General features: G+C 37.7%; 25 protein-coding genes. 21 read left to right on the top strand and 4 right to left on the bottom strand.

Annotated features, from left to right (window positions below; genetic code table 11):
* The first annotated feature begins 9 nt into the window (after window positions 1-9).
* From SOP96_RS12800 to ypfJ, 12 genes are all read left to right on the top strand, one after another.
* Window positions 10-3,069 carry a TAT-variant-translocated molybdopterin oxidoreductase gene (locus SOP96_RS12800; RefSeq protein WP_326321328.1) on the top strand — a complete coding sequence of 1,020 codons (3,060 nt, stop codon included), beginning with the start codon at window positions 10-12 and terminating at the stop codon, window positions 3,067-3,069.
* Between the two features lie 25 nt (window positions 3,070-3,094).
* Window positions 3,095-4,492 (top strand): NrfD/PsrC family molybdoenzyme membrane anchor subunit, encoded by a 1,398-nt coding sequence (nrfD, locus tag SOP96_RS12795; protein WP_034677738.1) that lies wholly within the window; start codon window positions 3,095-3,097, stop codon window positions 4,490-4,492.
* The gene (locus SOP96_RS12790; protein WP_066435200.1) at window positions 4,479-5,000 is read left to right on the top strand and encodes a DUF3341 domain-containing protein; all 522 of its coding nucleotides are present in this window, start codon (window positions 4,479-4,481) and stop codon (window positions 4,998-5,000) included. Before nrfD ends, SOP96_RS12790 begins: the two co-directional genes overlap by 14 nt.
* Window positions 4,993-5,727: a c-type cytochrome gene (locus tag SOP96_RS12785; RefSeq protein WP_326321327.1), complete on the top strand. Its 735-nt coding sequence runs from the start codon at window positions 4,993-4,995 to the stop codon at window positions 5,725-5,727. The genes SOP96_RS12790 and SOP96_RS12785 overlap by 8 nt, the downstream gene beginning before the upstream one ends.
* 8 nt (window positions 5,728-5,735) lie before the next feature.
* Window positions 5,736-7,067: a quinol:cytochrome C oxidoreductase gene (locus SOP96_RS12780; RefSeq protein WP_326321326.1), complete on the top strand. Its 1,332-nt coding sequence runs from the start codon at window positions 5,736-5,738 to the stop codon at window positions 7,065-7,067.
* Between the two features lie 147 nt (window positions 7,068-7,214).
* On the top strand, window positions 7,215-8,228 hold the full coding sequence (locus SOP96_RS12775; RefSeq protein ID WP_326321325.1) for a hypothetical protein: 1,014 nt from the start codon (window positions 7,215-7,217) through the stop codon (window positions 8,226-8,228).
* 50 nt (window positions 8,229-8,278) lie between these two features.
* The gene (locus tag SOP96_RS12770) at window positions 8,279-9,469 is read left to right on the top strand and encodes a hypothetical protein (protein WP_326321324.1); all 1,191 of its coding nucleotides are present in this window, start codon (window positions 8,279-8,281) and stop codon (window positions 9,467-9,469) included.
* A gap of 2 nt (window positions 9,470-9,471) precedes the next feature.
* Window positions 9,472-10,008 carry an adenine phosphoribosyltransferase gene (locus SOP96_RS12765; protein ID WP_326321323.1) on the top strand — a complete coding sequence of 179 codons (537 nt, stop codon included), beginning with the start codon at window positions 9,472-9,474 and terminating at the stop codon, window positions 10,006-10,008.
* 182 nt (window positions 10,009-10,190) lie between these two features.
* A complete protein-coding gene (locus tag SOP96_RS12760) occupies window positions 10,191-10,898 on the top strand; it encodes a YfgM family protein (protein WP_326321322.1) in 708 nt (235 codons plus the stop codon).
* Between the two features lies 1 nt (window position 10,899).
* The gene (gene ribH, locus SOP96_RS12755; protein WP_326321321.1) at window positions 10,900-11,418 is read left to right on the top strand and encodes a 6,7-dimethyl-8-ribityllumazine synthase; all 519 of its coding nucleotides are present in this window, start codon (window positions 10,900-10,902) and stop codon (window positions 11,416-11,418) included.
* Between the two features lie 223 nt (window positions 11,419-11,641).
* Complete coding sequence (locus SOP96_RS12750) at window positions 11,642-13,726, top strand: LTA synthase family protein (protein ID WP_326321359.1); 2,085 nt, start codon at window positions 11,642-11,644, stop codon at window positions 13,724-13,726.
* 76 nt (window positions 13,727-13,802) lie between these two features.
* Window positions 13,803-14,654, top strand: coding sequence for a KPN_02809 family neutral zinc metallopeptidase (gene ypfJ, locus SOP96_RS12745; RefSeq protein ID WP_326321320.1), 852 nt, complete (start codon window positions 13,803-13,805; stop codon window positions 14,652-14,654).
* Between the two features lie 50 nt (window positions 14,655-14,704).
* Here ypfJ and SOP96_RS12740 read toward each other — a convergent pair whose 3' ends face one another.
* The gene (locus tag SOP96_RS12740) at window positions 14,705-15,538 is read right to left on the bottom strand and encodes a GLPGLI family protein (RefSeq protein WP_326321319.1); all 834 of its coding nucleotides are present in this window, start codon (window positions 15,536-15,538) and stop codon (window positions 14,705-14,707) included.
* 144 nt (window positions 15,539-15,682) lie between these two features.
* Between SOP96_RS12740 and SOP96_RS12735 the strand changes: the two genes are divergently transcribed.
* The 6 genes from SOP96_RS12735 (at window position 15,683) to sufD (ending at window position 20,692) form a co-directional block, all read left to right on the top strand.
* Window positions 15,683-16,012 (top strand): HesB/IscA family protein, encoded by a 330-nt coding sequence (locus SOP96_RS12735; RefSeq protein ID WP_326321318.1) that lies wholly within the window; start codon window positions 15,683-15,685, stop codon window positions 16,010-16,012.
* A gap of 59 nt (window positions 16,013-16,071) precedes the next feature.
* The gene (sufB, locus tag SOP96_RS12730; protein WP_326321317.1) at window positions 16,072-17,520 is read left to right on the top strand and encodes a Fe-S cluster assembly protein SufB; all 1,449 of its coding nucleotides are present in this window, start codon (window positions 16,072-16,074) and stop codon (window positions 17,518-17,520) included.
* Window positions 17,521-17,675: 155 nt separating this feature from the next.
* On the top strand, window positions 17,676-18,056 hold the full coding sequence (locus tag SOP96_RS12725; RefSeq protein ID WP_326321316.1) for a GxxExxY protein: 381 nt from the start codon (window positions 17,676-17,678) through the stop codon (window positions 18,054-18,056).
* 117 nt (window positions 18,057-18,173) lie between these two features.
* Window positions 18,174-18,917 (top strand): Fe-S cluster assembly ATPase SufC, encoded by a 744-nt coding sequence (gene sufC / locus SOP96_RS12720; protein WP_169231780.1) that lies wholly within the window; start codon window positions 18,174-18,176, stop codon window positions 18,915-18,917.
* Window positions 18,918-19,094: 177 nt separating this feature from the next.
* Complete coding sequence (locus SOP96_RS12715; RefSeq protein WP_326321358.1) at window positions 19,095-19,214, top strand: four helix bundle protein; 120 nt, start codon at window positions 19,095-19,097, stop codon at window positions 19,212-19,214.
* Between the two features lie 173 nt (window positions 19,215-19,387).
* Window positions 19,388-20,692: a Fe-S cluster assembly protein SufD gene (sufD, locus tag SOP96_RS12710; protein WP_326321315.1), complete on the top strand. Its 1,305-nt coding sequence runs from the start codon at window positions 19,388-19,390 to the stop codon at window positions 20,690-20,692.
* Between the two features lie 145 nt (window positions 20,693-20,837).
* On the opposite strand, the gene SOP96_RS12705 is transcribed toward sufD, so the two are convergent.
* Complete coding sequence (locus tag SOP96_RS12705) at window positions 20,838-21,764, bottom strand: DUF3078 domain-containing protein (RefSeq protein WP_326321314.1); 927 nt, start codon at window positions 21,762-21,764, stop codon at window positions 20,838-20,840.
* A gap of 244 nt (window positions 21,765-22,008) precedes the next feature.
* Between SOP96_RS12705 and SOP96_RS12700 the strand changes: the two genes are divergently transcribed.
* From SOP96_RS12700 to gdhA, 3 genes are all read left to right on the top strand, one after another.
* The gene (locus tag SOP96_RS12700) at window positions 22,009-22,779 is read left to right on the top strand and encodes a rhomboid family intramembrane serine protease (RefSeq protein WP_326321313.1); all 771 of its coding nucleotides are present in this window, start codon (window positions 22,009-22,011) and stop codon (window positions 22,777-22,779) included.
* 51 nt (window positions 22,780-22,830) lie between these two features.
* A complete protein-coding gene (gene dprA / locus SOP96_RS12695; RefSeq protein WP_326321312.1) occupies window positions 22,831-23,940 on the top strand; it encodes a DNA-processing protein DprA in 1,110 nt (369 codons plus the stop codon).
* Window positions 23,941-24,130: 190 nt separating this feature from the next.
* Window positions 24,131-25,489, top strand: coding sequence for an NADP-specific glutamate dehydrogenase (gene gdhA / locus SOP96_RS12690; protein ID WP_326321311.1), 1,359 nt, complete (start codon window positions 24,131-24,133; stop codon window positions 25,487-25,489).
* A gap of 183 nt (window positions 25,490-25,672) precedes the next feature.
* On the opposite strand, the gene SOP96_RS12685 is transcribed toward gdhA, so the two are convergent.
* Together SOP96_RS12685 and SOP96_RS12680 are read right to left on the bottom strand one after the other, a co-directional pair.
* Window positions 25,673-25,918, bottom strand: coding sequence for a hypothetical protein (locus tag SOP96_RS12685; protein ID WP_326321310.1), 246 nt, complete (start codon window positions 25,916-25,918; stop codon window positions 25,673-25,675).
* Between the two features lie 193 nt (window positions 25,919-26,111).
* Entirely contained in the window at window positions 26,112-26,459 is a 348-nt protein-coding gene (locus SOP96_RS12680) for a hypothetical protein (protein ID WP_326321309.1), read from the bottom strand.
* Window positions 26,460-26,471: the final 12 nt, after the last annotated feature.

Here is a 26,471-nt window from a genome sequence, read left to right as displayed (position 1 = left end):
GAAGTATAAATGGCTTCAAACAAAATACAATTTAGAAGTATTCACGAACTTAAAGACCCGGCTCTAAACAACAAGCTGGCTCAAAAAGAGTTCCAGGAAGAAATTCCGGTAGAAGATTTCCTTGGAGATGCTGAAAAGAACGGATCCAGTACTTCAAGAAGAGATTTCTTAAAACTATTAGGATTCTCTACTGCAGCGGTTACACTTGCTGCATGTGAAGCTCCGGTAATCAAAACGATTCCTTATGTGGTAAAGCCGCATGAAATCATCCCGGGGATTCCAAACTATTACGCTTCAACATATTTCGATGGTTTTGACTTTGCGAGTGTTTTAGTAAAAACAAGAGAAGGAAGACCTATTAAAATCGAACCGAATCCTGTTGCAGGAGACCTTGGCAAAACAAGTGCAAGAGCACAGGCAAGCGTGCTTTCTCTTTATGACAACGATAAAGTAAAGCAGCCTAAATTTGAAGGTAAAGACGAAACTTTCGATAAAGTAGACAGCTATATCATCAAAGGACTTGAAGAAGCTAATGCTGCAGGAAAAAGAATTGTTTTATTATCACATTCTTTTGCTTCCCCTACTTTCAAAAAATTATTCTCAGAATTTAAGGCTAAATACCCTACAGCAGAATTAGTAACTTATGATGCTTATCCTTACGCTGCAGCTTTAGACGCAGCACAGGAAGTTTTCGGAACAAGAGCATTACCGGTTTATGACCTTAGAGGAACTGAATTGGTAGTTTCTTTCCAGGCAGATTTCTTAGGAGACTATAACGGAGGAGGATTAGAATCTTCATACGCTGCTGCAAGAAAGCCGGGACCAAACATGTTGAGACACATTCAGGTGGAATCAAACATGTCATTAACAGGTGCTAATGCTGATTCAAGAGTTAGATTAAAGCCAAGCCTGGTAAACAAAACATTAGTTGAAGTTTACAATGCGATCGTTGGTGGAGGAACTTCAGATAAAACAGCTTCTGAAATTGCCAAAGAACTACAGACAAAAGGAAACAAAGCAGTAGTTTTCGCAGACGGCTCAAAAGGAGCTCAGGTTTTAGCGCACCTTATTAACCAGAAGCTTGCTTCTACAGCTTTCACAGGTAAAGCAAACCTATTAAAAGAATTCGACAAAGCAAGATTCGAGGAATTCCTTGGATGGGTAAATGCAGGTCAGGTTGGAGTACTAATCGCTAACAATGTAGACCCAATTTATTCTTACCATAAAGGAGAAGATTTCAAAAAATCTTTAACAAAAGTTCCGTATGTAATCGCTATTGCAGATAAGAAAAATGAAATGTACAAAGCAGCGAAAGCTGTAATTCCTGTAGCCAACTGGCTGGAATCCTGGGGTGATATTGAGCCTCAGACAGGAGTATATTCTTTAATGCAGCCAACGATCCAAAAAATTTACAAATCAAGACAGATTGAAGAGTCTTTATTGGTTTGGAAAAACGGTAAGAATAACGCCGCCAACAATTATTACGATTACCTTAAGGCGAATGCTACCTCTCTTTTAGGTGGAACTTCATTCAACAAAGCTTTATACAACGGGTTTAATACTTCTGCAAATGCAACAGCATTATCGTATGCAGGAGGAAATGCCGCTCAGGCTGTAGCTGAATTAGGAGGCTTCAAAGCATCTGATTTAGAATTGGTATTGTACACCAAAACAGCAATGGGAGATGGTACTCAGGCCAACAACCCTTGGCTTCAGGAATTACCGGACCCGATTACAAGAATGTCTTGGGATAACTACTTAACAATTTCTCCTAAGGATGCAGAAAGATTAGGTATAGAAAACGACCTTAACGCAAGAATGCAGCTGGACGGTTCTATCGTAAATCTTACGGTAAACGGAGTTACAATAAAAGATGTTCCTGTTTTCATTCAGCCGGGACAGGCGGAAGGATCTGTAGGTCTTGCGCTTGGATATGGTAAGAAAAACTCAGGAGCTACTGCTGATACAGGAGTAAATGCTTATCCTCTTTTTGATGGTTCTAACCTGGTTGTTTCTAATGTAAAATTGGAAAAAACAGGAGAAGACCATGAATTTGCAGGGATCCAGCTTCAAAATACATTAATGGGACGTTACGAAATTGCTAAGGAAGTTCCTTTGGCAGATTTCTTAAACGTAGCATTCGATGATGAGCACAAAGGATGGAATAAGCCTTTGGAATATCATACCATCAGTGGAGCACTTCCTGCAAGAAAGATTGACCTTTGGGATGCTTTCGATGATACGGACGGGCCTCACTTCAATATGTCCATCGACCTTAACTCCTGTACAGGCTGCGGATCTTGTATCATTGCCTGTCAGGCTGAGAACAACGTTCCTGTAGTAGGAAAAGAAGAGATCAGAATGTCAAGAGATATGTACTGGTTAAGAATCGACCGTTACTATTCTTCAAGACAGAAAGTAGAAGTATATGAAGGATTAAAAGAAGGAATGGCAGTTCCTGAATTGTACGGTACTGCATTCGGCGACGGAGGTGCATTGAACCACCCTGCTGATAATCCTGACGTGATCTTCCAGCCGGTAATGTGTCAGCACTGTAACCACGCACCTTGTGAAACAGTATGTCCGGTAGCGGCTACATCTCACGGTTCTCAGGGGCAAAACCATATGGCTTACAACAGATGTATCGGTACAAGATATTGTGCAAACAACTGTCCGTACAAAGTAAGACGTTTCAACTGGTTTACATATAACCTGAATGACAAGTTCGATTTTAATATGAACAACGATCTTGGAAGAATGGTACTGAACCCGGATGTGGTTGTAAGAACAAGAGGGGTAATGGAGAAATGTTCATTATGTATCCAAATGACTCAGACAACGATTCTTGAGGCTAAAAAAGAGAACAGAATTGTAAAAGACGGAGAGTTCCAGACAGCTTGTTCAAAAGCTTGTACTACAGGATCCATCCAGTTCGGAGACATGAATGACAAAGGATCTGAAGTCAGAAAATTATATGCTGGCAACAGAAGATATTATTTACTTGAAGAGATCGGAACCAAGCCAAACGTGTTCTATCATACTAAAGTAAGAAACAGAGTAGAAAAATAAAGTTTAAATAATAAATAGGTAAAAAATGTCAGGACATTACGAAGCTCCGATAAGGGAACCTCTGATTATTGGTCACAAAACTTATCACGATATCACGGAAGATATTGCACGACCTATCGAAGAAAGAGCAGGGAAATTATGGTGGATCTCATTATATGCAGCCCTGGTTCTATTCATCTACGGATTCGGGTGTATCGCTTATACTATCGGAACAGGTATTGGAGCATGGGGACTTAACAGAACTATTAACTGGGGATGGGATATTACTAACTTCGTATGGTGGGTTGGTATCGGTCACGCCGGAACCCTAATCTCAGCGGTATTATTATTATTTAGACAGAGATGGAGAATGTCTGTAAACAGGTCTGCGGAAGCAATGACGATCTTCGCAGTAGTACAGGCAGCAATTTTCCCGGTAATTCACATGGGTAGAGTTTGGGTAGGATATTGGGTATTCCCTTTACCAAACCAGTTCGGTTCTCTTTGGGGGAACTTCAACTCTCCGCTACTTTGGGACGTATTTGCGATCTCTACGTATTTCTCAGTATCAACAGTATTCTGGTTCATGGGTCTTATCCCTGACTTTGCAATGATCAGAGACAGAGCAAAAACGCCTTGGACTAAGAAAATTTATACATTCCTTGCATTCGGATGGGGTGGTAAAGCAAAACACTGGCAAAGATTCGAAGAACTTTCTTTGGTTCTTGCAGGGTTAGCTACTCCACTAGTATTCTCAGTGCATACTACCGTATCTTTTGACTTCGCAACTTCGGTTATTAAAGGATGGCACTCTACAATCTACCCTCCTTACTTCGTTGCCGGGGCGATATTCTCAGGATTCGCAATGGTACAAACCTTACTATTAGTTGCAAGAAAAGTTTGTCACCTTGAAGACTACATCACCATGTATCATATCGAAATTATGAACATTGTAATCATCTTAACAGGAGGTATGGTAACTGTAGCTTATGCCACCGAATATTTCATCGGATGGTATTCCGGATCAAGATATGAAGACTTTACGTATCTTTCTCCGGGAGCAGCTGTAGGACCTTACTGGTGGGCTTTCTGGTCATTAATTATCTGTAACCTTGTTGTTCCTGCTTCTTTCTGGTTCAAGAGACTAAGAACAAATATTATCTGGACATTCATCGTTGCATTAATCATCAACATCGGTATGTGGTTTGAGCGTTTTGACATCATCGTTATCAACCTTTCAAGAGACTACTTACCTGGATCTTGGACGATGTTTAAACCAACCATCATTGATGTGGGGGTATACTTAGGAACAATCGGGTTTTTCTCTGTATTATTCTTATTATACGCAAGAACATTCCCTGTGATTGCACAGGCTGAATTAAAATCGATTTTGAAAATCTCAGGTGAAACTTATAAAGCAAAAGAAGGAGATGAGCACCACTAAAATTGTATACGGACTTTATGCTGACGACGACGATTTGATGAACGGCGTTAAAGCATTCAACGATAAAGGAATCGCAATAAACGAAGTATATACTCCGTTTCCGGTTCACGGGCTAGACAAAGCTTTAGGTTTAAAGAAAACCAGAATTTCCGATGCCGCATTTCTTTATGCACTTTACGGTGTTACGATCGGTGCTACTTTAACCTGGTATGTAATGAATCACGACTGGCCCCAAAACATCGGTGGTAAACCAGCTTTTGACTGGGGACACAATATGCCTGCCTTCGTGGTACCCATGTTCGAGCTTATGGTATTCTGTGCCGCTCACATGATGTCATTGACTTTCTTGGTAAGAAATAAAATGTATCCCGGAGCACCTGCACAAAACCCGGACCCGAGAACAACGGATGATAAATTTATGATGGAATTTGTAACTGATGATGTAGAATCTGTAAAGCAGTTGCTGATTGAAACCGGAGTTGAAGAAATAACTGTTAAAGATGCTTAAAATGAAAAAGAATGTATTAAAAATTACAGCAGTTTTAGGTTTAACAACAGTGTTGCTTAACTCTTGCGGGCCAAAAGAAAATACACCGTTAGTATACTTTCCAGATATGTATTTTCCGGTAGCTTACGATCCATTGATGAAAGCTCAGGATGCTTATTCAGACCATGAAAATGAAATTCCTGCTTTCGTAAGAAATAATGGAGCCACAGGCCTTGCCCCAGTAGAGGGATCTGTTGCTCAGAATAAAGACGGTATTTTTGAAGAAGGATTACTTCCGAAAAATGTAGACGAATACAACGCCGGATATGATGCTTCAAAAACAATGACCACTTCTCCTTTAAATCCTGCAAACTCTGCAAAGGATCTGGAAAGAGGAAAACAGCTTTTTGAAAAAACATGTTCAGCTTGTCACGGTGTAGGCGGAGACGGACAGGGACCTATCGTACAATCCGGAGCGTACTCAGGTGTACCAAATTATGCTGACAGAGAAATTACTGTAGGGTCTGTTCATTATGTAATAACAAACGGTAGAAACGCAATGGGATCATATGCAGGCCAATTGAGCGCCGGAGACAGATGGAGAGTAGCCATGTATGTGATGAATGCCTTCAAAAAAGGAGCTGCAGCACCTGCCGCTGCAACACCGGCAGCAGGAACCGCTACTACGGCTTCAGCTACAGCAGCACCGGCAACTACTGAAACTAAGACTACCGAAACTAAAAAATAAGAAAAGAAATGTATAGTTTTTCACCAAAATTAAAATCAACTTCTATAATCCTTCTTGTTGTAGGTTTAGTTCTTTTTGGTATTGGTTTCTTTTTAAACAAAGGAATCTCCACTGAAGAAATAGAACACATGATGGAAGCTGTTCATGCTTCTGGTCATAATGCTCCTACACATTCTAGTGAAATGGTAGGTCCTCAGGATCATGCTGCTCATTTGGAGCACGCTACTCTTCAGGTACACAACCAGCCTTTAGCGGCATTACATTTTGTAGCTGTATTTTTCTTCGGAGTGAGCTGCTGCGTATTATTCTTTTATTCTATTCAGCACGCTGCACACGCAGGATGGCCAATCATTATCACAAGAGTAATGGAAGCAATTGCTTCTTATATCCCTTACGGTGGTGCTATCCTGATCATCTTAATGCTTTTAAACATCACCCACCAAGGCCACCTGTTCCATTGGATGGACCCGGAGCTGACAGACCCAAACTCTGCTCATTTCGATGTGATCTTATTTGAAAAAAGAATTTTCTTAAACATACCTTTCTATGCCGTAAGAACATTTATATATGTTTTAGGTGCTTCTTTCTTCGCATGGAAACTGAAAGCTCAGTCTAAAAAAGTAGACGAAACCAAATCAAAAGTAGATTACCAAATGCTGTACAGATGGGCGGTAGGATATATCGCATTCTTCGGATTTGCTTCTGCGGCCTGGGCTTGGGACTGGTTGATGTCTATCGACCCTCACTGGTATTCTACCATGTATATCTGGTATTCTATGGTGAGCTGCCTTTCAAGTGGTATCGCAGTGATTATTCTTTTAAGTGTTTATTTAAAGAAAAACGGATTCCTTCCACAGTTCAATGATAACCACTTACACGATTTAGGAGTATTCCTTTTCGCAACAAGTATGCTTTGGACGTACACATGGTTTGCACAATTTATGTTGTACTGGTACGCGAACATTCCGGAAGAGGTTAACTACTTCTTTGGAAGATTCCAGCACTACTCTCCTACTTTCTTACCGATGCTAATTATAAACTTCTTATTGCCATTATTGGTATTAGTGAGCAGCAGCATTAAGAGAAACTACAAAGTAGTAACTACAATGGCAGTTGTTGTGATCTGTGGCCACATATTAGATTACTTCAACATGGTAATGCCGGGAACAGTAGGCCCATACTGGAAAACTCCGGAAGTATTCATCCTGATCTTAGGAGCAATTCTATTCGTCGTTGGATTATTTATGTTTACCGTGCTTTCCGCATTATCTAAACTTAAATTAATTCCTACAGGAAACCCTTACTTACACGAATCTGAAATTTATGAATATCCTTTCTAAGGAATTTTATAACAAGATAAAAACTGAAAGACTGATCATTGCGATCAGTCTTTTTTGTATTAATTGAAAAAATATGCAATTTTGTAAAACCTTTTTAATTTTTATTTCTTACAACGATAAATAGTATTTTATTTTAAATTTAAAACCATGAAAAACAATTTACTGTTATTACTTTTAACATTCGCATTTAACTTTTATAATGCACAAACAATTACATTTATTTCCGAAAAAACAAATAAACCATTACCTAAAGTTTCCGTATTTGGAAAAGACGGAAGTATCGTTGCTTATTCGGATATTGATGGTAAGATTGATAAAAATTTAATCAAACCAGATCAGGAAAAATTTCAGTTGGTCTATGACAATTATTCAGTGACTACATTAACGTATGCCGATTTTGAAAAAGAAATTATTAAGGTTGATGACAAAATAAGAAATATTGAACCGGTTGTCATAAAAAATAACAAACCCGCAAAATATGTCTTCGTTAAAGGTAATTTTAATGCATACGTTACCGTAAACAACAAGCTTAATTGCTATGCCGATGGAATCGTTACCTATATTTTCGATAACAAAACAAAAAAGCTGAAAGCAACAAATATAGAGCAATACCGAATTTACAGATTGGAAGATGCTATCTTTGAAAAAAAACAAACCGGGATGTGGGATTATCAGTCTATGTTAAGACTTCCTGAAATGAAAGAAGTTGGAAATATCCTGGAATACAAGAAAAAAAATTCTGTTGTTAAAGAGCTTAAAGGACCACAGAAAGACCAAATCGAAATCACCGGCGAAGCATTACAGGAAAAAGAATTTGCTTTGTTCGGATATCGCTTTTTTGATGTAAAAACAATCATCAATGCTGCCTACGAGAAAGATACTCAAAAAATGCTTAGAGATTTATTGGAATATAACGAAATTGCATTCTTGAAACTCAAACATAAAACTGAACCTGAATACAATCAGTTAATCGTTTACAGAAATTTTTACCCTACAGAACTCGACTTTAGAAATGAAAATGATTCGGAAAAAAATAAGTTTGACTTAAAAAACAGCAGCTATACTACAAAGTATTGGGAAAGCCAGGATTTCCCAAACATGCAGTCCGTTTTTAGTTCGTATTTCGGGGATAAATTAAAGGAAAAACAAAATATAAAATAAAATCCTCTATTAATAAACGTTTTACTAAATTTGTCACAAACGGAAAAAAAATGAAAAAGTTGTCCTTTCTACTGATTTTCAGCTTGTTGCTTTTCACAGCCTGCAAAAAAGATTCGGTAGATGCTACCAATACTAAAACGTTACAGTCGAGTATCAATGATATGACGGCAAGCCTTCCAACCATTAAACAGATTAAGTTTAATGAAGCCCTCTATATTTTAAAGACTTTCGGAGTGGAAGCCGAAGGCGATGTTGCAGAACTAAAAGCACTCGGCCAGCTCATCAACGGCAAAAAAGTTCCTGAAATCATGGCAATGGCAGATCAGGTAGCCCAGAAAAACGGCATCGAATGGGCCAGCAATGCTCCTCCTTCATTAGGAGAAATGAATATCTTTGGTGATGATAAAGCAAAAGAAAGCGATCCTAATGATGTAAAAGCAAATTCATTAAGCATCCTCACAAGGCCTACAGGTGATGACGGAACTGGTGCTCCAACCGCAATCCAAATCGTTCCCCGATTGGTAGACAATGCAGGAAACCCGGTTTCTTTTACAGGAGCAGGATTGGAAGCAACCCTTGAAGTTTTCAGCAATGGCGTAAAGCTTTCCACTGCAAAAAACCTGATGCAGGATAACAACTTTAAAGGATTTAACTTAAAATTCTCTTCAATTCCCGCTGCAAAAGTAGTTGATAATAAAATTGATGTTACCGTATCCGTAAAAACAACAGCTAAAACATTCAAAATGACGAAAATAGGGTTGGATGTTAATCCTTCTCTTTTGAAAGTTCCGGCACCTGTGGTTGTAGATTCAATGGCTATAGAACAGGATCCAGTAGTAATTGACCCAAATAATCCGGGAACAACAGTTCCAGCAGATCCAAATGCACCGGCTGCAACACCAGCTACCCCAAAACAGCCTGCAGCAGACCCGAAAAACGTAGTTTCAGGCTTTTTGAATAATGTAAGCGCTCAAAACTTAAAAGCAGCTTATAACTCTTCCAGCAATCCAAGCTGGGGAAGCTATGAATCATTCTCCAATCCCACTTCAGGATTCGGATCAGTAAAAAATGTGAGTGTGAAAAATATCACCACAAATCTTTCCAACACCAATGTGGCGAGTGTAAATGCTACCTACGATGTAACTGATAAAAACGGAAGAACAACTTCTTTGAAAGCCACTTTCGGATTAAAAAATGTAAACGGCGAATGGAAAATTTCCAGCTATAAAATCAATCCTTAATAATGGCATCACAAGAACTGATCAGGAGACTGGAAGAAACGATAGAAAATGTCCCCGATTTTCCGATTCCGGGAATTCAGTTTAAAGATATTTCTACCATTTTTTTAGATCCTAAATTATATGAAGACGTAATCGCAGACCTTGTAGCATTCAGCAAAGGGAAAGTAGACGCCGTCTGCGGAATCGAAAGCCGTGGTTATCTATTCGGGATTGCCGTCGCTGTTGCCCTGGAAGTTCCTTTCGTACTGATCAGAAAATCAGGAAAGCTCCCTCCACCTGTCATTTCGGAAGAATATGATCTTGAATACGGAAGTGCTGTCATCGAAACACGGGAAGGACAAATAAAACCCGGACAAAGAGTTCTCATTCACGATGATTTGCTGGCTACCGGAGGCACAACCGAAGCGGCAGCAAAACTGGTCGAAAAACAGGGTGCAACCGTATCTCAGTTCAGCTTTCTGATTGGCTTAAAGGATCTAAAAGGAGAAGAAAAATTAAAGAAGTTCAATGCAGAAGTATATCATATTTTAGAATATTAAACTTAAGATATGGATGCTTCGGCAGGTTAAGAATACTGAGCCTGCTGAAGCATTTTTTAAAAAATCATATATAACTATTCACGCTTCAATCTATTTGTTTAAATAAAATTCAACAATACACACAAAGTATTTTGTAAATCATTCAGAAACAATTAAATTTGCATTTCAATTTTTAACAATTTATGGCAAAAATTACAAAGAATGCTCAAAATGAGCAAGAAGGTAAAGAAACAGTGGAGTTTTTTAAAGATCTTGACAGAGAAGCTTTAAACACCGAAAGATTTATTGAAAGATATTCAAAACCATTGGGTATTGTTTTCGGGGTGCTTGTTTTAGGTGTTCTGGGATTCTTCGCTTATCAGCAATTTGTTGTAACTCCTAAAAACGCTGAAGCTGTAAAAAGTTTCCTTGCCGCACAGAAAAATCTTACTGAAGGAAAAGACAAAGAGGCATTAGGCGGTAAATCTGCTGCAAACCCGGGATTTTTAGGAACTTATAATGAATATTCTGCAACCAATATTGGTAAGCTTTCTGCTTACAATGCAGGACTCCTGAAGTTTAAAGAAGGAAAATTCCAGGAAGCATACGATCTTCTGGATAAATTTTCATCAGACAACAAAACCTTGATGGCCATGAAATACGGCGCAATGGCAGATGCACAATCCGGACTTAATAAAAATGAAGATGCGCTCCAGTTATTGGAAAAAGCAGCTTCTGCTTCAGATGATCCATACACAACGTATTATTTTACAAGAAAAGCAGGTATTCTGGCTTTAGGACTCAACAAAAAAACCGAAGCTAAAAAATATTTTGCAACAATCGATGAAAAATACCAGGACTACGACAACGGAATGTCTGATTCTTATATTGAAATGACTAAATATTACTAAAATGGCAACAGTTAATCTTTCTGATTATAAGCCACTTCATATAACCAATGCCGATGAATTTTCAATCGGCATTGTTTTTTCAGAGTGGAATGATTTTGTAACCTACAATCTTCGTGATGCTGCATTGGAAATCCTTCAAAAAGAAGGGGTAAAATCTGAAAACATTAAGCTTTTCCCGGTTCCCGGTGCTTTTGAACTGAACTATGCAAGCATGCAGCTTTGTAAAGAGCGCAAATACGATGCGGTAATTGCCATCGGCTGCGTCATCCGTGGAGAAACGCCACACTTCGATTATGTGTGCTCTGCAGTTGCGCAGGGAATTAAAGACTGCAATATCCTTACCGATACGCCTACTATTTTCTGTGTGCTTACCGATGATACGAAAGAACAGTCTATCGCCAGAAGCGGCGGAGATCTTGGAAACAAGGGTGTTGAAGCAGCAGTAACAGCATTAAGAATGATCGACTTCAGAAAAACCCTTTCCGGTAAAAAAGGAAATATCGGATTTGGACATTCATAATTAAATTTAACATTTTTTAATATTTGAGGGATCGTGAAAACGATCCTTTCTCTTTGAGAAATAATGCGAAAACCTTATAAATTGCATTTTCCACAGCTATCACATTTTTAATTTTATTTTAAATAATTATAAATTTTCTAATTATTTTTAACTTTTAAGATTTTATAATAAAGAAATATTACCAAATACTAAATTTGCAGGAATTAACATTTACTTAATAATGATGTTTTTTCAAAAAATAAAACCGTTCCTATATCTTGGTATTTTCTATCTTTCAATCTCATTACTGCTTAGAATTACCTTTATTTTTCATCCTATCACCACAGCAGATTTCAGCATTTTAGAAGTAGCAAAAATAGTTTTAACAGGAATTGTAAATGATATTTTTGTGTTCATCTTAACATGTCCTTTTCTGGCGCTCTACTTTCTGTTTTTGTCTGATTCGAAATACCAGAAGCCTTACGGGTACATTATCCTGGGATTATTATGCGCATTCTTTTTCTACATCCTTCTTATTCCGAATAATGTTTTCAAGCAATACGGAGGATCAGCTGCTGAAATTGCGATGATATTTATCGGTCTGAAAATCATTATATTCAGTTTAATGCTTTTCCTTCCGGAAAAACGTGTAAAGATTAGGAATTCAATGTATTTTATTACCATTTTCCTATATGTCCTGCTCATTATTTTTAATACCGTAAGCGAGTATTTCTTTTATAATGAATTTGGATTGCGGTACAATTTCATTGCGGTAGATTACCTCATCTACACTAATGAAGTCATTGGAAATATTATGGAAAGTTATCCCATTGTTCCTTTATTTCTGGCCATATTTTCCCTTGCAGTTGTTTGTACGATTTATATTTATAAAAAGACAAGAACAGAGCTTCTTACACTCCCAAATATTAAACAGAAAATCATACTATTAGGTTCTTTCTGTGTTTTGGTGGCGATAAGTTTGTTTGGATTAAACTTCACCACAAAATTGAAATCACACAATGTTTTTGAAGAAGAAATCCAGGCCAACGGATTACCCAAATTTTACTGGGCATTTACCCATAATGAATTGGATTATTTTCAGTTTTACCCTCAGATTAATCAACAGGTTGCAGAAAATGTGTTCCTGAGCCAGTTTACTCCGCCTGAATTAAAAAGAACCATTCAGCCTGAAAAATCAGAATTGAAGAAAAATGTTGTATTAATTTCTATTGAAAGTTTATCTGCCGACTTTATGGCACATTACGGAAATACACAGAAAATCACTCCTTTTCTGGACAGTCTTGCTGACCGCTCGTTGATGTTTACCAATCTTTACGCTACCGGAAACAGAACGGTTCGCGGTTTGGAAGCACTTACACTTTGTATTCCGCCTACTGCCGGAGAGAGCATTATCAAAAGAGAAAATAACAAAAATAAATTCACAACAGGAAGTGTATTCAAATCAAAAGGTTACGATGTGAAATTCCTGTATGGCGGCTACAGTTATTTCGACAATATGAAAGATTTTTATGAAGGAAACGGCTATGAAATTGTGGACAGAAATAATTTCAAGCCGGACGAAATCTTCTTTGCCAATGTCTGGGGCGTTGCAGATGAAGATATGGCTAAAAAAGCAATCCAGACCATGAATGCAGAAGCAAAATCCGGGAAACCGTTTTTCAACCATTGGATGACCGTTTCCAACCACCGTCCTTTTACTTATCCGAACAGAAAAATTGATATTCCGGGTGATGCGAAGTCAAGGGAAGGCGGTGTAAAATACACTGATTATTCATTAAGAAAATTCTTTGAAATGGCCAAAAAACAAAAATGGTATTCCAATACGGTTTTTGTGATCGTTGCCGACCATTGTGCTTCAAGCGCAGGAGATACGGAACTTCCGATGGATAAATATAAAATTCCTGCAATGATCTTTTCAGAAGGTTTTATTCAACCTCAAAAATTTACACAGACGATGTCGCAGATTGATTTGATGCCTACCCTTTTCGGACTCCTTAATTTTAATTATAAGACTAAATTTCTGGGTCAGGATGTATTTTTAAAAGAGTTTCAGCCTAAAGCTTATGTGGCAACTTATGAAGATTTAGGACTCATTAAAGATAATTATTTAACCATTATTTCTCCCTTAAAAAAAATTAAGCAATATGCTTTAACACTGCAAAAAAACAATCTTTCCCCAGAATTCAATCTGTATTATGATGAAAAGTATCTACAACAAAATCTTCAGAACAAAAAACTTATTGAACAGACCATTTCGGCATATCAATCGACCTCCTATTGGCTGAAGGAAAACCAACTCAATTATTAATTGGTAAAAATATTGCTCCATCCATAAAAATTACGTTTTAAATTTCTAAATTTATATAGCACAAAATAATACAACTATGAGATGGACTGACGACAGAGGCGGCAACGTGGAAGACAGGCGTGGACTAGGCGGCGGAGCCGTTGTGGGAGGCGGATTGGGAACTTTGATCATTGCGGCCATCATTTTTTTCCTGGGAGGAGATCCTTCCTCCATACTTTCTTCGGGCAATAGTTCCGGACAGGCACCAACCGAACAGCGGGAACTTACGGCAGAAGAAAGAAAAATCGGCGATATGGTAGATATGATGGGAAAATGGAATACCATTACCTGGGAACAGGTATTCAGTGAAAACGGAATGACCTATGAACCTCCGAAAATCGTACTTTTTGAAAGCACAACACAATCCGGATGCGGAACCGCTCAGGCAGCAATGGGGCCTTTTTATTGTCCCGCAGACCAGTCGGTGTATATGGATATGAGTTTTTTCAATGAACTAGAGAAAAGGTTCGGGGCAGAAGTAACGGAATTTACGGTTGCCTATGTGCTTGCACATGAAGTTGGCCATCATGTTCAGACCCTTCTGGGAACAACCCAAAAAGTTGATCAGATGCGAAGAAGCGGACAATACAGCGAAGCGGAAATGAACAGGGTTTCCGTTGCTACGGAATTACAGGCAGACTTTTACGCCGGACTCTGGGCCAAAAGAACAGATGCTGAAAAACACATTCTGGAACCGGGAGATATACAATCTGCCATTGAGGCTGCAGAGGCTGTTGGAGATGATAACATTCAGAAAAGATCCCAGGGATATGTCAACCAGGAAAGCTTTACCCACGGTTCTTCTGCACAGCGCAGAGAATGGTTCATGAAAGGATACAATACCGGAGACATCCGGCAGGGTGATACTTTTAATCAGCTTTTGAGGTAGAAAAATTAGTCTAAAATAAAAAGCCCCAAAGAGAATCTTCGGGGCTGTGTTTATTGCAATTCGATTGGATTACTGTTTTTCTTGGCTTCTTCTTTCACCCGCTCTTCCATCCTTTTTCTCATATCAGCAGGGTTTCCGCCGCTTCCACCACGGTTACCGCCGCCCATTCTCATCGGTCCGCCACCACCCTGTGACATGAATGCCATAGGATCTTCCATGAATTTTTTCTGTTGCTTTATATAATCAGCTCTTTTAACTTTAATGGTATTTCCGAATTGGTTCAAAGTAGGAAAATCAGCAATTTTATAATTTTTCATTAAATCGAAAGAATATTCCCCTTTATCATCTTCCACTTTTACAATAAGCCCAGGAAGCCCTCCGAATTTATAAGGTCCGTCCTGATAAGGAAGATCTGTAGTAAACCAGGCTGTCCATTTTCTTCCTCCGAAATCAGCTTCAGCTTTTTGTACCTTATACTCACCTATCTTTGTAGTTTCGGGAAATATTTTCCAGCTGATAGTTCTGTCTTCTTCATAGGTGTAAACATCTCTTCCTATTCTATCCTTAAAAATAGTTTTCTGATTTTTTTTATCTTTTTCTATAGAATAATTGATATTCGATCTCAGATTTTGCATCTGATCCCTGTTAAATCCTCTTGCACCGCCACTTTGTATGGTTGCCTGTATAACGGAATCTCTTTTTATCCTGTTTTCAGAGTAAAACACCGATTTCTCCGCAGAAATATCAAGGTATGCATTTTCTGTTTTTATATCATTTTTATCGGAAGCATCCGGTTTCATAGTAACCTGATATACAAATCTGTTGGTTTGTGCCATAACAGTCTGTACAAATAAAGACAAAACGATTATTCCTAATTTTTTCATTAAGGTAAATTTATAGTTTGGATTTTAAAATCTTTGCAAAGTTAAAGCCATCAATAATAAAAATTGATAAAATAAAATCGCTAATTTTTATATGCTAATTATTGTTCGTATTTTTGCACTATTAAATCATTCTAAATAAATACAATGATAAAAGTATCAGATCAAGCAAAGGCAAAAGCCGTCCAACTGATGACAGAGGAAGGCTTTAACCCTGTTGAAGACTATATAAGAGTGGGGGTAAAAAGCGGAGGATGTTCTGGTTTAGAATATGTTTTGAAGTTTGACAACCAAAAAACAGACACAGATCAACTTTTTGAAGACAATAACATTAAAATTATTGTCGACAAAAAATCAATCCTCTACCTTGCGGGAACAACTCTTGAATATTCAGGAGGTTTGAATGGAAAAGGGTTTGTTTTTAACAATCCTAATGCATCCAGAACATGCGGATGCGGAGAAAGTTTTTCTTTATAGAACAAGACATTGAAAGTGCAGTTTAATGTAACGCGCCTTCGAAATCTTAATAAAAAATAATGAATAAATATACCGAAGACGATTTACGCGTCGATTTAGAAAATAAAAAATACGAATTCGGCTGGGAGACGCAGATCGATTACGAAGATTTCCCGACGGGTTTAAATGAAGACATCGTCCGCGCAATTTCCGCTAAAAAAGAGGAACCTGAGTGGATGACGGAATGGCGCCTGGAATCATTCAGAATCTGGTTGAAAATGGTGGAACCTGAATGGGCCAACATCAAATATGACAAGCCCGACTTCCAGGCTATCAGATATTACGCAGCTCCCAAAGTGAAGCCTGAACTGGCCAGCCTTGACGAAGTTGACCCTGAATTGATCAAAACCTTTGAAAAATTAGGAATCAATATCGAAGAGCAGAAAAGACTTTCCGGTGTTGCTGTAGATATCGTTATGGATTCAGTTTCCGTGAAAACCACTTTTCAGGATACGTTGATGGAAAAAGGAATTATCTTCTGCTCCATCTCGGAAGCCATTAAAAATCATCCTGACCTGGTAAGAAAATATCTTGGAAAAGTTGTTCCGAGAGGAGATAATTTTTACGCAGCATTAAACTCCGCAGTATTCTCTGACGGGAGTTTCTGCTATATTCCTAAAGGCGTACGATGCCCGATGGAGCTTTCTACGTATTTCCGTATCAACCAGGCAGGGACAGGTCAGTTCGAAAGAACGCTGGTAATCGCAGACGAAGGAAGCTATGTCTCATACCTTGAAGGATGTACTGCACCGTCAAGAGATGAAAATCAGCTTCACGCAGCAGTTGTTGAGCTGATCGCTTTAGATAATGCTGAAATTAAATATTCAACCGTACAAAACTGGTATCCCGGAAATGAAGAAGGAAAAGGCGGAGTTTTCAATTTCGTAACGAAAAGAGGACTTTGCGAAAAAAATGCAAAAATCTCCTGGACTCAGGTGGAAACAGGTTCTGCGGTAACATGGAAATATCCTTCCTGCATCTTAAAAGGTGACGGATCTATCGGTGAGTTCTACTCTATTGCAGTAACCAACAATCACCAATATGCTGATACAGGAACAAAAATGATCCACATCGGGAAGAATACAAGGTCTACGATTATTTCAAAAGGCATTTCCGCAGGGAAATCCCAGAATTCATACAGAGGACTGGTAAAAGTAATGCCTTCCGCAAAAGGGGCAAGAAATTTCTCTCAATGTGATTCTTTGCTGATGGGTAACGAATGTGGAGCGCACACGTTCCCCTATATTGAAATCAAAGATCCTTCTGCACAGCTGGAGCACGAAGCTACAACTTCAAAAATCGGGGAAGACCAGATTTTCTATTGCAACCAGAGAGGAATTGACACAGAACGAGCGATTGCTTTGATCGTAAACGGGTTCAGTAAAGAAGTTTTAAATAAACTTCCTATGGAATTTGCCATTGAAGCTCAGAAGTTACTTGAGATTTCTTTAGAAGGTTCCGTAGGATAATTTTTTGTATTAATCGCAAAGGCAAACTAAGCTTTTTAATCACTTATTGTTTATATTTTTAAGATATACAAAGGCGCTAACGCTTAGGGAAGTAATACAAGTTTAAAATTGAATTTCTCTGATTAACTTGTGTATCTTTGCGAAAAATTACACGAATGACAGAAAATGAAATTTCAAAAATTGTTTTTGAAAGTGGATTAAAAATTCACAGAAAACTAGGAATAGGTTTGTACGAAAGCATTTATGAAGAATGTTTGTTCTATGAATTGAAAAAAGCTGGGATTAGTGTGGAAAAGCAAAAATCTCTTAATATTCAATACGAAGAATTGTTTTTAGAAAATGCCTTCAGAATGGATTTACTGCTTGAGAACAAAGTTGTTTTAGAAATCAAATCCGTTGAAGTTTTAACCAATTTTCATGCTGCACAACTAAAAAATTATGTAAGACTTGGAAATTTTAAGTTAGGAATGCTTATTAATTTCAATTCTCAGCTATTTAAAAACGGAGTTATGAGAATAGCAAATGGTCTTGAATAATTTTAGATATAAAAATTAAGAAATAGTATTTCATTGATAAGCGTTAGCGCCTTTGTTTATCTTAGAAAACAAAGGAAGATTAAAATCTTAGTCTAACCTTGCGATAAACTAAAATATATGTTAGAGATAAAAAACTTGCACGCCAAAATTGAAGACGGCGCAGAAATTTTAAAAGGAATCAATCTTGAAATAAAGCCGGGTGAAGTTCACGCTATCATGGGGCCAAACGGCGCCGGGAAATCAACCCTCTCTTCCGTAATCGCTGGAAAAGAAGATTATGAAGTGACGGACGGGGAAATCATTTTCGGAGGTGAAAACATTATTGAAGATGCTCCTGAAGAAAGAGCACACAAAGGGATTTTCCTTTCTTTCCAGTATCCGGTAGAAATTCCAGGGGTTTCTGTAACCAACTTTATCAAAGCAGCGATGAACGAAAACAGAAAAGCCAACGGATTGGGAGAAATGCCTGCCAAGGAAATGCTTTCGATGATTCGTGAGAAATCGGAAAAATTAGGCATTAAGAAAGATTTCCTTTCAAGATCATTGAACGAAGGGTTTTCCGGAGGTGAAAAGAAAAGAAATGAAATCTTCCAGATGATGATGCTCAATCCGAAACTGGCCATCCTTGATGAAACCGATTCCGGATTAGACATTGATGCCCTGAGAATTGTTGCAGACGGTGTGAATGCTTTTAAAAACGAAGGCAATGCAGTGCTTCTGATTACCCACTATCAGAGATTGCTTAATTATATCCAACCTGATTTCGTTCATGTATTAGCCAACGGGAAAATCATCAAGACTGGTGATAAATCCCTTGCACTGGAACTGGAAGAAAAAGGTTATGACTGGCTTTTAAATTAATTTGAGATTAAAAAATATTTGAAATTTTGGGTACAATAAATAATTTTGAAGATTTTGAAATTTGGAAAGATGCAAGACGTTTTTGTGAAATGATCTATCAGAATTGCCCTCAAAATGACAAGTTTCAAAACACGATAAATCGCAAATTGACAGAGCCTCTTCTTCTATAATGATAATATTGCTGAAGGCTTTGAAAGAGAAGGCAATAGAGAATTCATTAATTTTCTTACCATGTCAAAAGGCTCTTGTGGCGAAGCTCGTTCTCAGCTTATCGGAGCATATGACAGAAATAATTAGATGAAGAAAAATTCTTAAAACTTAAAAATGAGAGTATTGAGATTTCAAAAAAACTTTCGGGATTTATTAATTATCTTAAAAATTCAGTACACAAAGGAAATAAACTTAGCCGAAGTAATGATTAATACTGCCAAACAGAATATCAAATCTCAAACTTCAAATTTCAAATAAATATGTTATTAGAAAAGATTATAGAAAATCATAACGAATTTTTGGAGAGCCTTCGTCACAGATTCCTGGACAAAAAAAGAAAAGCAGCTCTTCAAAGATTTGAAAGAATGGGTTTTCCGACAAAAAAAGACGAAGAATATAAATACACCAATCTAAAGGAGATTACGGAAAAAGGATATAATTTTTTTCCGAAAGAAAACCATAATATTACCAAAGAGCAATTGGACAGTCTCCATTTGGGCGAAGAAAATTTTGACTGGATTACTTTCGTAAATGGTAAACTTCATAAAGAACTTTCAAAAGTTTCTATTGAAAATGTTGAGTTTCTTTCATTTAATTATGCCTTAAATGACGAAAAACACAGAGAAGTTTTCGATAATTATTTTAATACAATTGCTTCAACAGATTCTGCCTTTACCAATTTGAATGAAGCATATTGCAAATACGGATTCTTTCTGAAAGTTCCTAAAAATGTAGTGATCGAGAAACCGATTCATATTTTCTACATCTCTCAAAATCAGGAAGAGAACACTTTCTACAATACGAGAAATTTACTCATCGTAGAAGAAGGCGCCAAAGTGGAAATCATTGAAAGCCACCACAATTTTGACAGCACGTACGTACTTACAAATTCTGTGACGGAAATTTTCACCTATCCAAATGCAAAAGCAGATTGGCATAAATTACAAAACGACAACGATACTTCTTATCTCATTGACAATACTTTTGCAAAACAGGAGAAAGACAGTTTAACTACCGTCAATACATTTTCTTTCGGAGGAAAGCTGGTAAGAAATAACCTGGATTTTATTCATAACGGATCTAATATCAATTCGTTTATGAACGGAATCACCATTATCGGTAAAGACCAGCTAGTAGACCATCATACAGCGGTTCACCATAATTTCCCGAACTGTGAAAGTTACCAGAATTACAAGGGTATTTTTAACGGAAAATCTCACGGTGTTTTCAACGGAAAGGTATTTGTTGATAAAATTGCTCAGAAAACAAATGCCTATCAGCAGAATAATAATGTGTTGCTGAGCGAAGGAGCAACCATTGATACGAAACCTCAGCTGGAAATCTTCGCAGATGATGTAAAATGCTCTCACGGATGTACCGTAGGACAGCTAAATGAAGATGCTCTGTTCTACTTAAGAGCAAGAGGTATTTCTAAAAAAGAAGCTCAGGCACTTTTATTATATGCTTTCGCCAACGATGCTATGCAGAATATAGACATTGAGCCGTTAAAAGAAAAAATTTCTAAGCTTTTGGCCGAGAAACTGGAAGTTGATATAGAATTTTAGTAATATATAATTGATAATAGTAAGCACTTCAAAAACGAAGTGCTTTTTTATTTAAATTTGGCTAAAGCCTCTACTGTTAAATGTTTTAAAATCAATCCTAATCAAATCTTCAAGGTTTTAAAAACCTTGAAGGTTTAAAATTTATTTACTTTTTAATCCACCACTGGCTATCTTTTCTGTCGGAACGCTTTACCCCATTATCCAGCGTATAGGCAAAACCCACTCCCAACGTTTGTTTAAGCTGTGTTTTTTTGATCTGATTGTGATCGTACATCAGATCCACCGTAATATTCGAGGAAATGAATTTATTAACTTTTAAATTCAGGATCATTCCGTATGCCAAAACCAGTCTTTCGGGATGATCCAGATAATTGGAGAAAACAGAAGCCGTATTAGTGACATTTACATTTTCCATCAATTTAAATTTATAATAGGCTGTTCCCAGAAAACCGTATTGTAATAAAGAATTATCACCATCAGCTTTCAGACCATATGTTCCGGCTGTCTGAAGATCTTCATCAAAAACAAAAACCCATCTGGCATTGGAAGGCCGCAACGTTACATTAACATTATCATTGGGTCGGTACGTAATCCCCATCCCGACATTCAGATAACCCGGAGCCATAAAGTTGGAAATTTTTTTGGCTTCCGGATTGTTTCCGTCTTCATATCCTACCGTAAATTGAGATAGCACCCCCGCTCCTACCGAAAGATACCAGCTTTTGGAGACCTTTCTTCCGTAATTGGTGGAAACATTAATTACGTCCTGGGTTTTTCGTACGCCAATTCCCTGCGTGTCATTTTGCCCGTAATTTAAAAGAATAATATTTTCCCAGAGATCGTTGTCTTTTTCATAGGTAATATTATAATCTGCGCCCAAAAGCCAGCCAACGTTATTGGCACCACCTCCAACCCAATTGGAGAATGCGGCCTGATTAATCATTAAGGACTGCTTGCCGAGTACCGACCAGTGTTTAACAGTATCTGTCTTAATGGAAGCAGTATCCAGCATGACCTGCGCATTGATAAAAACCCCAGAATAAAGGGTAAGAATTAATAAAAGCTTCTTCATGAGTTCAGGATTTCATTGTACAAAATTCTAAACAAAAATATTAAATATAAATTTTATGGGGGAAAGCAAAATATTAAATCTCATTTTCAGGATGTTAAAAACTAAATTCAGTGACAACCTGATGATTGAAAAATGAAACAGCAGTAAAAAATTACTTTTTGGCTGAAATAAAAAGTAATAATAAAAATTCATCGCCAAATTTTCCGAAATTTATCATTGGCTTTTCATTTGACATAACCAATGCATGCTAAAAAATAATGTACTTTCCAAAAAAGCTATTATAAATCCGTTGCTGATGCTTTCAGCCATGTGGCTGGGATATTTTCTTCAGCTTCAGGGCTTTTTTGAGAGTTGCTTCGGAGCGATCATCCCTTTATTGCCGGAAGGCTTGCTGGGAATCATCACGTCTCCCCTGTTGCACGGAAATATCGATCACATCGTCGGAAATTCGATTCCTATTGCGATCCTGATGTTTCTCTTGTATCAGTTTTACCCGATGGTAGCCAATAAAGTATTTATTCTCGGCTGGCTCGCTACGGGTCTTTTAGTTTGGTTGCTGCCGCCAATTGATATTATGACCGGTGATTATCTGTACACCTGCACGATCGGAGCCAGCGGTGTAGTGTACGTTCTTGCCTTCTTTCTTTTCTTCAGCGGAATTTTTAAATGGAACATGAAATTGCTCACCATTTCTTTACTTGTCGTATTGTATTACGGAAGTCTGGTGTGGGGTATGCTGCCGGAAGAATTATTTTATAACCTTCAGGAGCCGAGCAAAATTGCCTGGCAGGCACATATTGCAGGTGCAGTTGTGGGAGTAATCCTTGCTTTCATGTTTAAAAAGGTAGGTGAAAAAAAGAAAAAATACATCTGGGAATTCCCAAATTATTACAGCGAAAAAGATGACAAATTATGGCAGGAATATATAGAAAACAATCCGGAAGACTTCATGGAGCTTCCCTATAAAAAGAAAGACGACATCTGGAAACATCTTGATGAGCTGAGAAGAAAATAAATCTCTGCTAAAATTAAAGCTAAATTCAATACATTTGCCAAAACAACACAAATGTATTCTGAAGAACATCTCTATTCCATTGCTCTCCGCGAATCAAATTTAATTGGTGATATTAATTTCTACAAGCTCGTGCGTACTTTCGGTAGCGCAAAAAACGCCTGGCTTCAGGCAAAAAAAGAATACAAAAAATTGGACGGCTTCGGCTACCGCATGGTTTCCGACATCGGAAATGATGAACACCTGAAATTTGCAGAAAATGAAATTACATTCTGCGAAAAAAACAATATTATTATCAACCTAAGGCAAAATGGAGATCTTCCTGGTTTACTGAGTGAATGCAATGATGCTCCGGCAATCCTTTACCAAAAAGGAAACTTTGATGACAACAATCAGCGGATAAGCATTGTCGGGACCAGAAATATGACATCGTACGGACAGCAGTTTCTCCTTGATTTTTTTGAAGAAACACATTCCTGCAATTATATTTCCGTGAGCGGACTTGCCCTTGGTGTTGATAAAGAAGTTCATGAGCAGTCCATTCAAAAAGGAATTCTCACCGCTGCGGTTTTAGCACACGGCTTTCATACCATTTACCCTTCAAAAAACAGGAAATTATCAGAAAAAATTTTAGAAGAAGGCGGTGTATTATTCACAGAATTTAATTCTTCCCGCAAGCCGGATCGTGAAAATTTTATCCAGCGAAACAGAATTGTAGCCGGTTTATCGCCTTCTACAATAGTTGTAGAAACAGCTTTCGGCGGCGGATCGGTGAGTACCGCAACTTTTGCCAATCAATACAACCGTGAAGTATTTGCATTACCCGGAAAGATTACCGACAAGCAAAGCCAGGGCTGCAATCATTTAATTTATCAGCATAAAGCAGCCGCTATTTCTACTGTCAAAAATCTTGTTGATGATTTAGGGCTTAAAAAGCCTAAGGCAAAAATAGACGAATTATTTTCCCGAAGTGAAATCAAGATTCAATTAACTGAATTTCAGCAATTAATATTTAATGTAATAAAAGACAATCCGCAGATTTCTCTGGATGAAATCATAGAAAAAACAGATCTTGCTTCTCATAAAATTTTGCCTGTAATTCTCGATTTGGAGCTTTTAGGGAAAGTAAAATCACTTTCGGGGAGACAATTTATGCCAATATGAGATTTAACCATTTCTTAATATTGCATTATTTCAAACATAACATTTAATTTTTAATAACATTAAAGCTTAAATTATCAATTTAATAATATTAAGTATTTATATTATTAAACTTTCAGCAATCATTCATTAAGGTGTTGTGAATCTTGAAAAAAAAATTAAATTTGTTGGCAATAATATTCAACCCTAATATATGGAACAATATAATATTGACCAGAAAATCCAAGAGTTTATAGCAAAAATTGAGGCGAAAAACCCTAATGAGCCAGAATTTTTACAAGCCGTAAAAGAAGTTGCTGTTACAGTAATTCCGTTTATTATGACGAAGAAGGAATATACGGGCATGAAACTTCTTGAAAGAATGGCTGAGGCTGAAAGAATCATCATTTTCAGAGTTCCGTGGGTTGACGATAAAGGCGAAATCCAGGTAAACAGAGGGTTCAGAATTCAGATGAATTCTGCTATCGGACCATATAAAGGAGGAATCCGTTTCCATCCTACCGTAAATCTTTCGGTTCTGAAATTCTTAGCTTTTGAGCAGGTATTCAAAAACTCTCTTACCACGCTTCCGATGGGAGGCGGAAAAGGGGGTTCAGATTTTGATCCGCAAGGAAAATCTGATATGGAAGTAATGCGTTTTTGCCAGGCTTTCATGACGGAACTTTGCAAACACGTAGGACCGGAAACCGACGTTCCTGCAGGAGATATCGGAGTAGGGGCAAGAGAAATAGGTTACCTTTTCGGACAGTACAAAAAAATCAGAAACGAGTTTACGGGTGTGCTTACCGGTAAAGGCCTTGCTTACGGTGGCTCTTTGATCCGTCCTGAAGCTACGGGATATGGTGTGGTATACTTCGCAGAACAGATGCTTAAAACCATCGGACAAACATTCAAAGATAAAATCGTAACGGTTTCAGGTTTTGGAAATGTAGCCTGGGGTGTTATTAAGAAAGTATCTGAGCTTGGAGGAAAAGTAGTAACGATCTCCGGGCCGGACGGTTATGTTTATGATAAAGACGGAATCGACGGAGAAAAAATCGATTATTTATTAGAACTGAGATCTTCCGGAAACAACAGAGCCGAAGATTATGCTAAAAAATATCCGTCTGCACAATTTTTTGCAGGAAAGCGCCCTTGGGAAGTGAAGTGTGATGTTGCTATCCCTTCTGCCACCCAAAACGAGCTGGATCTTGATGATGCTAAGCTTCTTGTTGAAAACGGATGCGTTTGTGTAACGGAAGCAGCAAACATGCCATCAACATTAGATGCTATTAATTATTTCCTTGACAATAAAGTGTTATTCTCTCCGGGTAAAGCTTCCAATGCAGGAGGCGTTGCTACTTCAGGTCTTGAAATGACGCAAAACTCTATCCGTCTGAACTGGACCTCTGAAGAAGTTGATGCAAGACTGAAAGAGATCATGATCGGAATTCATAAAGCATGCAGAGATTACGGTAAAGAGGAAGATGGCTATGTAAACTATGTGAAAGGGGCCAATATCGCCGGTTTCGTGAAAGTTGCAGAAGCAATGCTGGCGCAGGGAGTCGTATAAAAATACTAAGGTTGGGAATTTCCCGGCCTTTTTTCATACAACCTGTTCCCGGGATTATAAATGGGATAAAAGTAAAGTGAAAGGAGAAAGCGTTGAGTATTCAGCGCTTTTTTATTTTATACAAACTAAGAATTATTAAAAACAACAAATCCTGAAAATTTCAGGATTTGTTGTTTGCATTATCTACTTATTTTTCTTTTTCATTTTTCTGTCGCCGGTTGTAGCATCTCTGTTTTTCCAGTTAGCTGTATCGGTTTTAGATTTATCCCAATTGTTATTGGTCCCGTTATTCATGTTGTCAGTCCTCATGTCTCTGCTCCTGGTTGTATCAGGTTTTACAGTGTCATTCTTCATCTGTGGTGTCGTTTGTGCAGATACTGCGATCGTTCCAAACATTGCGAAAGTTGTCGCTAAAATTAAATTTTTCATAATATTAATGATTTAGTGGTGTTAATTACTGGCTTGTACTTATTATGTACAACAATCGTACAAAGTGGTAGGTATAAAAATGTTTTAACTTGATTTATAACAATTTAAGACAAATTACATTATAAGTAAGCGGAGAAAAATCCTGAAACATACAATTCCAGGATTTCATTTCTACTTTACTAAATTTAAATACTTACTTCGACTTTTTCTTTTTAGATTTCTTTTCTTCTTTGGTCGCTTCGTCATTAGGCTTGGTAGCATCCGTATTCGGATCTGCAGTTACACTGGCTGAAGCATCAGTTGCAGTGGTTGCTGCTGCCGCATCTGTTGTTGAAGCTGCGTTGGTATTCTGGGTTTGGGCATTGCCTGATGAGTTTACTCCTAAGTCTGAAGCTGCCTGTGAACCTTGTTGAGATTGAGTTGCCGTTGGGTTATTAGAACTTTGGGTTTGAGACGGGTTTTGTTGTGTGGAGTCCGTCTGAGCTGATACTGCGATTACTCCGACTAATGTAAACGCTGCTGTTAAAACTAACTTCTTCATAATAATTAATAT

The organism is Chryseobacterium salviniae (genome assembly GCF_035819015.1).
GTDB lineage: Bacteria > Bacteroidota > Bacteroidia > Flavobacteriales > Weeksellaceae > Chryseobacterium > Chryseobacterium salviniae.
This window is presented reverse-complemented; position numbering and strand designations above follow the sequence as displayed.

Excerpts from the sequence above, each read along its gene's own strand:
- SOP96_RS12800 (WP_326321328.1), top strand. The coding sequence starts at position 10 with ATGGCTTCAAACAAAATACAATTTAGAAGTATTCACGAACTTAAAGAC.
- nrfD (WP_034677738.1), top strand. The coding sequence starts at position 3,095 with ATGTCAGGACATTACGAAGCTCCGATAAGGGAACCTCTGATTATTGGT.
- SOP96_RS12790 (WP_066435200.1), top strand. The coding sequence starts at position 4,479 with ATGAGCACCACTAAAATTGTATACGGACTTTATGCTGACGACGACGAT.
- SOP96_RS12785 (WP_326321327.1), top strand. The coding sequence starts at position 4,993 with ATGCTTAAAATGAAAAAGAATGTATTAAAAATTACAGCAGTTTTAGGT.
- SOP96_RS12780 (WP_326321326.1), top strand. The coding sequence starts at position 5,736 with ATGTATAGTTTTTCACCAAAATTAAAATCAACTTCTATAATCCTTCTT.
- SOP96_RS12775 (WP_326321325.1), top strand. The coding sequence starts at position 7,215 with ATGAAAAACAATTTACTGTTATTACTTTTAACATTCGCATTTAACTTT.
- SOP96_RS12770 (WP_326321324.1), top strand. The coding sequence starts at position 8,279 with ATGAAAAAGTTGTCCTTTCTACTGATTTTCAGCTTGTTGCTTTTCACA.
- SOP96_RS12765 (WP_326321323.1), top strand. The coding sequence starts at position 9,472 with ATGGCATCACAAGAACTGATCAGGAGACTGGAAGAAACGATAGAAAAT.
- SOP96_RS12760 (WP_326321322.1), top strand. The coding sequence starts at position 10,191 with ATGGCAAAAATTACAAAGAATGCTCAAAATGAGCAAGAAGGTAAAGAA.
- ribH (WP_326321321.1), top strand. The coding sequence starts at position 10,900 with ATGGCAACAGTTAATCTTTCTGATTATAAGCCACTTCATATAACCAAT.
- SOP96_RS12750 (WP_326321359.1), top strand. The coding sequence starts at position 11,642 with ATGTTTTTTCAAAAAATAAAACCGTTCCTATATCTTGGTATTTTCTAT.
- ypfJ (WP_326321320.1), top strand. The coding sequence starts at position 13,803 with ATGAGATGGACTGACGACAGAGGCGGCAACGTGGAAGACAGGCGTGGA.
- SOP96_RS12740 (WP_326321319.1), bottom strand. The coding sequence starts at position 15,538 with ATGAAAAAATTAGGAATAATCGTTTTGTCTTTATTTGTACAGACTGTT.
- SOP96_RS12735 (WP_326321318.1), top strand. The coding sequence starts at position 15,683 with ATGATAAAAGTATCAGATCAAGCAAAGGCAAAAGCCGTCCAACTGATG.
- sufB (WP_326321317.1), top strand. The coding sequence starts at position 16,072 with ATGAATAAATATACCGAAGACGATTTACGCGTCGATTTAGAAAATAAA.
- SOP96_RS12725 (WP_326321316.1), top strand. The coding sequence starts at position 17,676 with ATGACAGAAAATGAAATTTCAAAAATTGTTTTTGAAAGTGGATTAAAA.
- sufC (WP_169231780.1), top strand. The coding sequence starts at position 18,174 with ATGTTAGAGATAAAAAACTTGCACGCCAAAATTGAAGACGGCGCAGAA.
- sufD (WP_326321315.1), top strand. The coding sequence starts at position 19,388 with ATGTTATTAGAAAAGATTATAGAAAATCATAACGAATTTTTGGAGAGC.
- SOP96_RS12705 (WP_326321314.1), bottom strand. The coding sequence starts at position 21,764 with ATGAAGAAGCTTTTATTAATTCTTACCCTTTATTCTGGGGTTTTTATC.
- SOP96_RS12700 (WP_326321313.1), top strand. The coding sequence starts at position 22,009 with ATGCTAAAAAATAATGTACTTTCCAAAAAAGCTATTATAAATCCGTTG.
- dprA (WP_326321312.1), top strand. The coding sequence starts at position 22,831 with ATGTATTCTGAAGAACATCTCTATTCCATTGCTCTCCGCGAATCAAAT.
- gdhA (WP_326321311.1), top strand. The coding sequence starts at position 24,131 with ATGGAACAATATAATATTGACCAGAAAATCCAAGAGTTTATAGCAAAA.
- SOP96_RS12685 (WP_326321310.1), bottom strand. The coding sequence starts at position 25,918 with ATGAAAAATTTAATTTTAGCGACAACTTTCGCAATGTTTGGAACGATC.
- SOP96_RS12680 (WP_326321309.1), bottom strand. The coding sequence starts at position 26,459 with ATGAAGAAGTTAGTTTTAACAGCAGCGTTTACATTAGTCGGAGTAATC.